The following is an 11,324-nucleotide window of genomic DNA, read 5'->3' as shown; positions in this document are numbered from 1 at the left end:
AGGCGACTCACGGGCATTGCCGCGGCGGTCGATTTTGGTAGAGTCGCGGGTTTTCCCAACCAAACAATTCCCCGTTATTTGCCTTCAACCAAGGGAGCAGTGCCTCGGTGGGTACGAAGAAATCAGGAAAAGGTCGCCGGAAAGTGGGTCGAAAGAAGCGTCGCATGCGGGCCAAAGTTCGCCACCGCAAGAAATAATTCCCCCGCACCGGTCTCCCCCCGAGCACCCGCCGCGCGTCACTCTTCGTCGGAGAGCCCGAGTTGGGTTAACCAGCGTCGGCGTCGCGGCTGGTCCGCTGGGGAGGCGTCGCGGTGCAGCTCGGCCGCTTCGGCGAGCTGCTGCTGGAGGTCTGCATGCTTCTGCTCGAGCTCGCGTCGTTCGCGAGCGAGCTTGGCGCGTTCGAGCGACAGATCGATCTCGGCCTGACGCAGCTTTTCTTGCCACTCGGCTTTGATCGCTTGCAGCTTTTCCCGTTCCTCACGGACCAGATCATCGGCGTCGATCATCTGGGCGATCGCTGCCGCGCCGACCGCCACGGAGTCTCCGACGGCGGTCGATTGATGCTCGAGCAGCTGCTGCAGCTCGGCGATCTCGGCGTCGCGTTTTCGAATCTCGCGATCGGTTTTAGCGACGATGTCGCGGAGCGATTCGCGCTCCCCAGCGTCGAGCGGCTCGTCCGCATCCTCGCGGTGCAGCTGCTGCAGGATGGCCGCCTTGCGCTCCTCCCACGAGAGCGACTCGTGCATCTGAGAGTGCATCGCTCCGGAGGTCTGCCCGTGGACCTGCGTCGCGGCTAGCTGCGTCGCTAGGCTGGCATTCTGCGTCTCCAGCTCCTCCGAGCGAATCTGCTCCCGCTTTAATAACTCGGCCGCTTCGGCCAACTCGACGCGGAGCACCGCGAGCTCCAACTCGGCTTCTCCGGCGACACTTTGGCCAACCTCAGCAGCAGCCTCATTGACGGAAGCCGGTTTCGCGAGCGCCGTTCGCCGCCGCTCGCGCCGCAGTCGCGCCGCGCGGATCGCCAGCTTGCGGCGACTCCGCTCGGTCCGCCGCTCGGCCCGCTCGAGCTGCTCAAATTTCTCAAACCAATCGCTTTCGGCCTGCCCCAGAACGTCCCCGAGCGCCGTCAGCCGCTGCGTCTCGCGACGAAGCTCGGCGACGACCGAAGCCAGCGGTTCGGGAGTTTCGGTTTCGGGACCAGACATGGGCTGCGCGATTTATCCACTGGAAAGAGTGCGGGAGCTTTGGCCAGACCGCCGAACTCCGCAAGCTGGACGTCGGCCCCGACTGAGGCTCCGCCCATAGAATGGGTAGGTCGCGTTCGCTGCGCGGTCAAACACCCCCGGCAAGCTGCCCCCCAGAAGGGCTGCCGAGCAGCCGGAAGATGACGATCGCAGCAGCGGGACGCGGCGGGGAGATCGGGGTGGGCTCCAGCAAAGGGGCGGCAGGGGGTAAGCTGGGGAGCGAAGCGGCAGAGCGGGCGCGGGCAGGAGCCCAGTGCGTTCGACCTTTTTGAGCCGTAGGCGCTAGCCTCGGGCCTCGCGACCCCCGGGGGTTCCGCTGCAGAACCCGCGGCTAGCGCCGTCGGCTCAAGGTTTCAGACAGAGCCTACCGGTGGCACGACACGAACAGCGGACGATCGGCGGATGGCAAAGAAGAAGAGTGGCGGAAAAGCGGACGCCCCCGGCTCCGGAGCGGTCGAAGTCGCAGCGGAAGCGGCGGCGAGCTTTGAGGAATCGCTGGCCGAAGTCGAAGGGATCGTGCGAGAGCTCGAAAGTGGTCAACTGACGCTCGGCGATTCGTTGCGGGCTTACGAGCGGGGGGTTCGCGAGCTGCGGCTGTGCCAGGAGCAGCTAGAGAAAGTCGAGCGGCGGATCGAGCTGCTGGTCGGTTTCGACGCCGAGGGCCGCCCCGTGACGCAATCTTTTGACGCCGAATCGCTGACGCTCGAGGAAAAACAGTCCGCCCGCGGCCGGCGTCGCGGAGCCAAGGGCGCGGGCAAGCGAGGCAACGGCGGCGAGGCCGCGGGCGAGCAAGCGTCGGACGGGGAGCTGGCCGACGATGCGGAAGCGTCGAGTGGGGCGGAGAACTCCTCGCGGAGCCGCGTGGACGATTCGCTGGGGCTCTTTTAGAATTTGGTGCGCCGCTTGACCTGGACGCTCTTCTGCCGCCCCCCCTTCTGCCGCCCTTCTGCTGGTTGATTTGAATCGCTTGCCCCCAGCTGCCGACTTCATTGGAGATTTGCTGCCCAAGATTGCTGCAGCCCTCGACGCGGCCAGCCAGCCCCAACCGGGCTGTCCAGCAAGGCTTGGAGAGGCGATGCGGTACAGTTTGCTGGCTCCCGGCAAACGGCTGCGACCGGCGCTGGTGCTGATGGCGGCCGAGGCGTGTGGAGGAGCGATCGAGGCGGCAATGCCGGCGGCGGTGGCGGTGGAAATGGTCCACGCCTACTCGCTGATCCACGACGATCTGCCCGCGATGGACGACGACGACCTGCGTCGCGGCCGACCGACCTGCCACGTCCAGTTCGGCGAAGCAACGGCGATTTTGGCTGGTGACGCGCTGCTCGCTCGTGCGTTTGAAGGAATGGTCGAAGGATTCACCGCTCGGGAACTGCCGGCCGAGCGGATCGTCGAAGCGGTCCGCTGCCTCTCCCGGGCGGCTGGCCCTACGGCTCTGGTCGGCGGCCAGGCCGACGACTTGGCGACTTCCGGGGAAGAGACAGCCCCCCCGAACCAGCTAGACCATCTAGAATCGATTCATCGCCGCAAGACCGGCGCGTTGTTCGCGGCTTCGCTCGATCTGGGAGCGATCGCCGTGGCCGCCAACGCCGCCCAGCGGGCCGCACTCGGCTATTACGCGGAATCGATGGGGCTGGCGTTCCAAATCGTCGACGACCTACTGGACCATCAAGGCTCGGCCGATGAAGTGGGCAAGCGGACCGGCAAGGACCTGGAGCGTGGCAAGCTGACCTTTCCGGGCTTGCTCGGCGTAGAACCCAGTCGCCAGCGGGCCACGCAATTGATTGACGAGGCGATTCATTCGGCAGCGTTGTTTGGTGCTGCCGGAGAGCGGTTGATAGACCTAGCTCAGTTTGTGCTTCAGAGGAGCCGATGACCGCAATGCATCGCTTATTATCCAGAATCAAAAGCGGCGAAGATCTCAAACGCTTCAGCCCCGCCGAGCTCGAGGAAGTGGCGGTCGAGATCCGCGACGTCCTCTGCAACCTGCTGGCCACCCGAACCGCCCACTTCGCCTCGAACCTCGGCGTCGTCGAACTCTGCTTGGCCCTGCACTCGGTCTTTGACTTCCGCAGCGACCGACTGATCTGGGACACCGGGCACCAGATCTATCCGCACAAGCTGGTCACCGGCCGCTACGACCAATTCTCGACGATCCGCACCGCCGGCGGCTTGATGGGCTATCCCAATCCGCAGGAGAGCGAATACGACCTGTTCATGACCGGCCACGCCGGCTGCAGCGTCAGCACGGCGCTGGGCCTCAAGAGCGGCGACGATCTGAGCGGCCAGACGCACCGCAAGAGCGTCGCGGTGATCGGCGACGGAGCTTTGCCGAGCGGGATTGTGTTCGAAGCGATGAACAACGCCGGGGAACTGGCCAAAGATCTGATCGTCGTGCTCAACGACAACGAGATGTCGATCTGCCCGCGGGTCGGAGCGCTGGCCCGGTATCTCGACCGGCTCCGCAGCAATCCGTTCTACAGCGGGTTGAAGAGCGAAGTGGTGAAGATGCTCAACCGCGTCCCGCTGTTCGGCGATCCTGCCGAGCGGATGCTGGCGCAGATGAAGGAAGGGGTCAAAGCGGGGGTGCTCGGCGGAATGCTCTTCGAGGAGCTCGGGATCCGCTACGTCGGTCCGATCGACGGCCACGATATCGGTCTGCTCCGCAAGTACTTGCAGATGGTCCGCGAAATGGAGGGTCCGGTGCTCCTGCACGTCGTGACCCAGAAGGGGCGGGGATACAAACCGGCGGCCGACGACCCGGTCTACTTCCACACGCCGCCGGCATTCGTCGAAGAGAACGGGCGGCCGATTTCCAAGTCCGGCAGCAGCCATCCGCCCTTCACGAGCTACGCGAGCGGAGCGATCGAGAACGCGATGCGCCGCGACGAGCGGGTCACGGTGATCACCGCGGCGATGTGCCAGGGCAATCAGCTCGAAGCGGTCCGCGAGGCCTTTCCGAAGCGGTTCTTCGACGTCGGGATTTGCGAATCGCACGCCGTCGCCTTCGCCGCCGGGCAATGCAAAGCGGGTCTGCGGCCGATCGTCGATATCTACAGCACTTTCTTGCAGCGGAGCTACGATCAGATCTTCCAAGAGGTCGCCCTCCAGGATCTGCCGGTCGTGTTCATGATGGACCGCGCCGGACTGACCGCCCCCGACGGCCCCACCCACCACGGCTCCTACGACATCGGCTATCTCCGCGTCTTCCCGAACATGGTGCTGATGGCGCCAGGCTATGCCGAGGAGCTCGAGCCGATGCTCCAGTTCGCCCTGGCCATCGAGCACCCGAGCGGAATCCGCTATCCCAAGGCCGCCGCGCTGCAGCGGAACCAAGCGGGCGAGCCGATTCGCTTGGGGCGGAGCGAGACGATTCGCTGGGGAACCGACGGCGCGATCCTGGCTTTTGGAGCGACCCTCGAGGCGGCCCTCGAAGCGGCCGACGCGGTCGCGCCCGATCTGGACGTCGCGGTGATCAACGCCCGCTTCGCCAAGCCGCTCGACACCGAGATGATCCGCCGCGTCTTCGATGAGTGCGGGTTTGTGGTCACGGTCGAGGAAGGGGCGGCCATCGGCGGCTTCGGCTCCGCGGTGCTCGAAGCGGCGAACGACTTGGGGCTGGACGCCCGCAAGCTCAAACGGCTGGCGCTCCCCGACCGCTTCGTCGAACACGGAGAGCGGAAACAGTGCCTGGCGGAACTCCGCCTCGACGCCAGCGGGATCGCCCAAACCTGCCGCTCGATGGCCGATACGCCGGGCGTCCCCGTCTAACTGAGTACTGAGTACTGTTCCCTCTCTCCTCCCCGCGTCGAAGGGACCGATCCGAGTGGCGAAGGTGAAACGAACGGCTTGGCCGCGAGCCGGTCGCGACCGCCCCGAGGTCGTCCTGCTCGGTGCACCGGATCGCCCGCGAGTGGCCGAGGAGCTCGGGCGATTGCGGCCGGTGATCGCCTCGCGAGCGGAGATTGCGGCGGTCGATCTGGAGTTCGGCTACGACTTTACCGGCAAAGACCACGACCTAGTGATCGTGCTCGGCGGTGACGGCTCGATCCTGCAGGCGGCCCGCCAGATGGGCGAGAACCAGCTCCCGGTGCTGGGGGTCAACTGCGGTCGCTTGGGCTTTCTGGCGGCGCTCTCGCCCGATGCCTTTTTGGAAGTTTGGCCGGAAGTCTGCTGCGGCGGCTTCGAGGTCGTCGACCACCTGATGCTCCGCACCTCGCTGCTTCGTGGCGACAGGGAAGTCGAAAGCCAGCTGGGGTTGAACGAAGCGGCGATCCTCGGCGGGCCCCCTTACAACATCTTGGATATCGACATGTACGTCGACGGGATGCTGGCGACGACCTACCACTGCGACGGATTGATCATCAGCACCCCAGTCGGTTCGACCGCTCACAACATGTCCGCCGGCGGACCGATCCTTCGCAAAGACTTGCAAGCCTTCGTGGTTTCGCCGATCAGCCCCCACACGCTGACCTATCGCTCGGTCGTCGACATGGCCGACCGCGAGTTTGAGCTGACGGTGGCCAACCCGAATGAGTCGACGAGCGTCGTCGTCGACGGGCGGGTAATGTCGAAGATCGAATTCGGCGACCGCGTCCGAGTCCGCCGCGCCGACGCTTCGTTTCGGATGCTCTCGGTCCCCGGCCAAAACGATTACCGCACGCTGCGCGACAAGCTCAACTGGGGAGGCAATACCCTCTCGACTCGCGCCTAACCGCTCTTTACGTGGGGCTCGGAAATGTGGGAGTAAACCGCCAGGAAATTTCTATCCTTTTGCGGTTCTCGAGGTGATTCGATGTTTCGAAGTCGGCTCACACATTCTGCGGCTCTCGCTCCCTCGCGGCTCGGCTTGGTGTTCGTTTGGGCCGGGCTCGGGATCGTGATCGGCTCGACTGCCAGCCCGAGCACGGCCGCGGCCGGTCCCCCGCAGATCGGCAAGAGCCGAAGCAGTTGGTCGGACAGCCTCTGGTCTCCGTTCAGCTCCTGGAAATTCCCCTCCTTTTCCAGCTCCAAGTCGGCCGCCCCCCAAACCAAAGCGGCCGAGCCGAGCATCACCACGGCCGCCCGGACGAGCATGAGCCGGACCTGGAAGAGCGTCCAGCGGTCGACCCGTTCGGCTTGGGAATCGACCAAGTACGCCCTGCGGCCCTACGACCCACCGGCCGAGAGCCGAGCGGGTGCCGGGAAGCGGAATGCGAAGCGTGAGCAAGCCGAGTCGGGAGGGTTTTGGTCGAGCCTGTTCGGCGGCAGCTCCCCGCCGCCGCGGGAAGCGACGGTTAACGACTTCCTCCGCCAACCCACGCCGTACTGAACGCGGGGCGTCTGCCTTCCTACTCGTACTCAGCGCAGCGGTACTCGTACTCAGCGCAGCGGTACTCGTACTCAGCGCAGCGGTACTCGTACTCAGCGCAGCGGTACTCGATCCCTTGCGCGTGCAGTCTGTGGCTGAGCGGTTTCGAGTACGAGTACGAGCACGAGTACCGCTTCGCTGAGTACGAGTACGAGTGGGAGCACGGCGTTGCAAAGCTTGCCGATCGCTGGAGTTGGGGTCATGATTGAAGGATCGCGGTAATCGCCCCTCGGAGAGCCTTGCGTCGCTCCTGTTTCCGGGCGACCGCTAGTTCTGCCCGAGGAGTCGAACATGCCGTTGCCGCCCTGGACCCGCGAGTTGTTTTCCGGATCGGTCGAGGAATTTGCTGGACGGCTGCGTCGCAACGATTCGTTCCGCGAGCTGCAAACGAAAGCGACCGACATGCTCGGCGAGCTCCCGGTGACGGCCGCGCGGCGGCTCGAGCGAATCCTGCAGGAATCGCGACGAGGAACGGAGCGGCTCCGACGCTGGACGCGCCGCCAGACTTCGCTTTCGACGCTGGCGATCAACGGCAGCGGCGTCCTGTTCCACTCCAGCCTCGCTGGCGTGCCGCTCCGGACCGACCAGATCGACACCTTCGCGCCCTCGCCCGATCTCTTTCAACTGACTCGCGGAGCAGTCCGCCAGCGGATCACCGGTCGGCTCCGCGCGGCACTGGGGGAGCGGGGTGACGTGGACATCGCCGTGGCCCGCTCGACCGCCGCGGCAGCGACCGCGGTGGGAGCGTTCGCTTCGGCGACCGGATTGGCGCTGGCCGTCCCACGCTCGGCGGCAATGCGGCTCGAGGGGGGCCGACCGTTGCCGGAGATGCTTGCCGCCGGCGGCTGCCGCGTGATCGAAGTCGGCGGCCCCGACCGCTGCACGGCCGACGACTGGGACCAGGTCGGGGTCGTTGCGGGTGAGCATTTGGCAGCCGTTACGGTCGAGTGGCCCGAGGCGGCCCAGCGCTCGCACTCGGCGGCCGCGCGGGCCGATTGGTGCGCCCCCCACGGCCGGCGGCAAGTCCGGTTCCTTCCGCTCGGCAGCTTTTCCAGCGTTCCGGGGCTGAGCGACTCCTGGGTCTCGAATCTCCACGGCCGGACGCTCGAACCGCGTGCTCTGACTGTGCTGCCGGGCGACCGGCTGGTGGGCGGGCCCCGCTCGGGGATCATCCTCGGCTCGAGCGACGCGATCGCCGCCATCCGGGCAACGGCTCTCTGGCCCGCCCTCGAAGCCGACCTGCCGAGTATGGCGGCACTCGTCCTAGCGATGGAGCGGAGCAGCGGCCCCGCCGACGAGCCGCCGCCCGTGGTGGCGATGCTCGAGACGTCGGTTGAGAACCTGCAAAATCGCTGCGAGCGGCTGGCGACGCAATTGGTCGGCAGCCAGCGAGTGACGAGCTGCCAAATTACCGCCGCCGATGCCTCGCTCGTCGAAGGGGATGGCGGGGGCGTGCCCTCGCGGCAGATCCGCGTCGCCCGCAGCTCCGGCGGAGCCAAGGCATGGGCCGAGACGCTCGCCGCGGAAGCTCCCGCCCTGCTGGTCCAGAGCGAGGAGGAGGCGATCGTGATCGACCTCCGCTGGATCCCGCCAAGCGTCGACAGCGAGCTGGTGCGACTGCTGACCGAGCTCCCCAGCAGCGAGCTGAGCCCCGAGTACTGAGTACTGAGTACTGAGTATTGGGTACTGAGTCGGGCAGAGCGGGGTGGTTGTTGTCAGTTTTGCCTGGCGGCTCCATAATCTTTTCCCCTGCTTAGGGCTCCGACCTCCTGTGGGTCGGCGTCTTGCCCCCGCTCCTCGCTTTCCGCCGCGGCCTCACCCCTCATGTCGCACGACAAGATCCGATCCACCGGCGTGACCTTCGATGACGTATTGCTGCTGCCCCGGTTCAGCGAAGCGATGCCCTCGGAAGTGGACATCAGTACGCAGCTGACCCGCTCGATTCGGCTGCAGCTGCCGCTGGTCAGCTCTCCCATGGACACCGTCACCGAATCGGCGATGGCAATCGCACTGGCCAAAGAGGGGGGAATTGGGATCATCCACAAGAACCTCTCGGTCCGCCGCCAGACCGAGGAGGTGCTGAAGGTCAAACGGAGCGCCAACGGGATCATCGTCAATCCTGTGACGCTGCCTCCCGAAGAGCGGGTCAGCCAAGCGGTGGCGCTGATGGACCAGCACAACGTCTCGGGAATCCCGATCGTCCACGCCGACCGGACGCTGGCCGGGATCCTGACCCGCCGCGACCTGCGCTTCCTAGAAGACCCAAACCGCCCCGTTTCCGAAGTCATGACCCGTGAGAATCTGGTCACGGCGGTAGGGAATGTAACGCTTGAGGAAGCTGAGCGAATTTTAACGGCAAAAAGGGTGGAGAAGCTTTTGCTGGTTGACGAATTAAACAAGCTAACGGGACTGATCACGATTCGCGACATCGACATGATGCGGCGATTCCCGAATGCCTGCAAAGACGCGTTGGGTCGCTTGCGGGTCGGCGCGGCGATCGGAGTCTTTGACTTCGACCGGGCGGCGAGCTTGATCGAGCGGGGCGTCGACCTGTTGGTCGTCGATTCGGCCCACGGCCATTCGCGGAACGTGATCGAGACCGTTCGAGAAGTCAAACGAAGATGGGACATCGAGGTCATCGCCGGCAATATCGCCACGGCCGATGGAGCACGCGATCTGATCGACGCCGGTGCGGATGCGATCAAAGTCGGGATTGGCCCCGGCTCGATCTGCACCACGCGGGTGATCAGCGGCGTCGGGGTCCCACAGATCACGGCGATCTTCGACGCGGTCGGAGTCGCTGAGAAACGAGGTGTACCGGTCATCGCCGACGGCGGGATCCGGTTCAGCGGTGACATCACGAAGGCGATCGCAGCTGGGGCCAGTGCGGTGATGATCGGCAGCCTGTTTGCCGGTCTGGCCGAAAGCCCCGGACGATTGATCCTCTACCAAGGTCGCACGTTCAAGGCGTACCGCGGGATGGGTTCGATCGGTGCGATGGTCAAAGGGAGCAGTGAACGGTACGGCCAGAAGAACGACACGGGGAACAAACTGGTCCCCGAGGGCGTCGAGGGCCGGGTGCCGTTCAAGGGCCCGCTCGGCGAGTTTGCCTACCAGCTGGTGGGCGGCTTACGCGCCGGGATGGGATACGTGGGGGCACGTACCATTGAGGAATTGCGTACGGAAGCGCAGTTCATTCGCGTCTCGCCAGCGACGGTCCGGGAGAACCACCCCCATGACATCGCGATCACGCAGGAAGCACCGAACTACAGCCCGGACGTTTATTCGAACGATTCGAATTGACGCCCTCCGCTCAGCCCTCGCGGTGACACTCGCCGCGACGGCCCTGGCCTCGGCTTCCCTGACTCCACCGGCCTTCGCTCAAGGCGCAGGCCTCTCTCGACAAGCAGGCCCCTCTCAGCTGACTCCGGTGCAACCGATCCGCACCGCTCCGCAACCGCGCGTCACCTCCCCCCAACTCGGCGGGTCGGCGGCCGGCGGCAAGACGACGCTTCGCTGGCGGCCCAGTTCACAGGTCGCTTCCTCGACCACCCCAGCGGCTCCGGCCAAGGCTGCTCTGGTCCCGCCGTCCGCGGCCGCCGAGACCCCAACCGCCCAGGCTCCCGCCGCCGAGGCTCCAGCCGTCGCTCGCGTCGCCTACCTTCAAGACGCGGCCGATCCGTTCCTCGACCCGTTCAATGACGGGGCGGCCCCGAGTTTCCCCGCCCCGACTTCCCAGCCTGAACCGCTCGCGGTGCCGCCGGGCGAAGGTCGCTTCATCGGCCAGCTGGAGCCCCCGGCGACCACCGACGGTTTCCAGATGGAATTCCCCGGCGACGCGGAGACCGGAAATCGCGAGGGCGAATCGCTCGAGGCACCCAATCCCTTCTCCCCGGGGCCAGCTCCAAACACAGCGGACTCGCCACGGCGGCTTTCGATTCCCTCGCCCAGCGATCAGCAGGTCGTCCAGGATCCCGCCGGCGGCGAACTCCGCGACCGCAGCGAACGGGCCGTCGACATCGGCCGCCCGACTTCGCAGCGGGTCGAGCCGAGCTGCGATGAGCTGCGTCAACGGATTGCCCAGCGGACGATCCGCAAAGTCACCCTCGACATCTCGCCTCCGTTCCGTCCCGACATCCTCGAGCAGGACGAGTACGCCCGGCTGCGGGCCGAGTTCCTCGAGTCCCAGGAAATCCGCCAGTGGCGGTCGCTTGACGGGCGGCTGCTCGGACGCGGCCGGCTGATCGATATGGCTTATGAGCAGGTGATCATCGAAGGCGAAGACGGCGCCGAGTTGGCGCTCTCGATGGCCGAGCTGAGCGAACCGGACCTGGAGTACGTCACCTCGGAGTGGGGTTTGCCCCGCGAGTGCCAACTGCCCCAGATCGCCTACGAGCCTCGCCAGTGGCTGCCGACGAAGATGACGTGGAAGGCTTCGGAGCTGTGCCACAAGCCGCTGTACTTTGAAGAGGTCAACTTGGAGCGGTACGGCCACACCGCCGGGCCGTTTGCCCAGCCGGTCGTCTCCACCGCCCACTTCTTCTTCAACATCGCGGTCTTGCCGTACAAGATGGGGATCCACCCGCCGAACGAATGCCAGTACGCCCTGGGGTACTACCGCCCCGGAAACTGCGCTCCCTGGATCATTCCGCCGGTGCCGCTGAGCCTCCGCGGAGCCGTGGCCCAGACCGCTTTCGTCGGCGGAATGGTCGCCCTGATCCCGTAGCCGTACG

9 protein-coding genes are annotated in these 11,324 nt (G+C 65.8%); 8 read left to right on the top strand and 1 reads right to left on the bottom strand.

The features are described 5' to 3' along the window. Nucleotides 1-236 precede the first annotated feature (236 nt). Nucleotides 237-1,205: a hypothetical protein gene (locus tag GNK13_RS00435; RefSeq protein WP_164100452.1), complete on the bottom strand. Its 969-nt coding sequence runs from the start codon at nucleotides 1,203-1,205 to the stop codon at nucleotides 237-239. A gap of 441 nt (nucleotides 1,206-1,646) precedes the next feature. Here GNK13_RS00435 and xseB point away from each other — a divergent pair, with 441 nt between their 5' ends. The 8 genes from xseB (at nucleotide 1,647) to GNK13_RS00395 (ending at nucleotide 11,317) form a co-directional block, all read left to right on the top strand. After that, nucleotides 1,647-2,132, top strand: a complete 486-nt coding sequence (xseB, locus tag GNK13_RS00430; protein WP_164100451.1) for an exodeoxyribonuclease VII small subunit — start codon at nucleotides 1,647-1,649, stop codon at nucleotides 2,130-2,132. A gap of 79 nt (nucleotides 2,133-2,211) precedes the next feature. Further along, on the top strand, nucleotides 2,212-3,117 hold the full coding sequence (locus tag GNK13_RS00425) for a polyprenyl synthetase family protein (protein ID WP_235934688.1): 906 nt from the start codon (nucleotides 2,212-2,214) through the stop codon (nucleotides 3,115-3,117). A gap of 5 nt (nucleotides 3,118-3,122) precedes the next feature. Beyond that, nucleotides 3,123-5,012 (top strand): 1-deoxy-D-xylulose-5-phosphate synthase, encoded by a 1,890-nt coding sequence (gene dxs / locus GNK13_RS00420; RefSeq protein WP_390622475.1) that lies wholly within the window; start codon nucleotides 3,123-3,125, stop codon nucleotides 5,010-5,012. Between the two features lie 64 nt (nucleotides 5,013-5,076). After that, on the top strand, nucleotides 5,077-5,955 hold the full coding sequence (locus GNK13_RS00415; protein WP_235934687.1) for an NAD(+)/NADH kinase: 879 nt from the start codon (nucleotides 5,077-5,079) through the stop codon (nucleotides 5,953-5,955). 81 nt (nucleotides 5,956-6,036) lie between these two features. Beyond that, entirely contained in the window at nucleotides 6,037-6,552 is a 516-nt protein-coding gene (locus GNK13_RS00410) for a hypothetical protein (protein WP_164100449.1), read from the top strand. Nucleotides 6,553-6,882: 330 nt separating this feature from the next. After that, the gene (locus tag GNK13_RS00405; RefSeq protein WP_164100448.1) at nucleotides 6,883-8,253 is read left to right on the top strand and encodes a hypothetical protein; all 1,371 of its coding nucleotides are present in this window, start codon (nucleotides 6,883-6,885) and stop codon (nucleotides 8,251-8,253) included. A 162-nt stretch (nucleotides 8,254-8,415) separates the two neighbouring features. Further along, nucleotides 8,416-9,894: an IMP dehydrogenase gene (guaB, locus tag GNK13_RS00400; RefSeq protein ID WP_164100447.1), complete on the top strand. Its 1,479-nt coding sequence runs from the start codon at nucleotides 8,416-8,418 to the stop codon at nucleotides 9,892-9,894. Nucleotides 9,895-10,021: 127 nt separating this feature from the next. Next, a complete protein-coding gene (locus tag GNK13_RS00395) occupies nucleotides 10,022-11,317 on the top strand; it encodes a hypothetical protein (protein WP_164100446.1) in 1,296 nt (431 codons plus the stop codon). Nucleotides 11,318-11,324 lie beyond the last annotated feature (7 nt).

The sequence above is a fragment of the Candidatus Laterigemmans baculatus genome, from assembly GCF_010367455.1.
GTDB classification, from domain to species: domain Bacteria; phylum Planctomycetota; class Planctomycetia; order Pirellulales; family Pirellulaceae; genus Laterigemmans; species Laterigemmans baculatus.
Note: the sequence above shows the minus strand (reverse complement) of the source record. Positions and strands in the feature narration are given on the sequence as shown.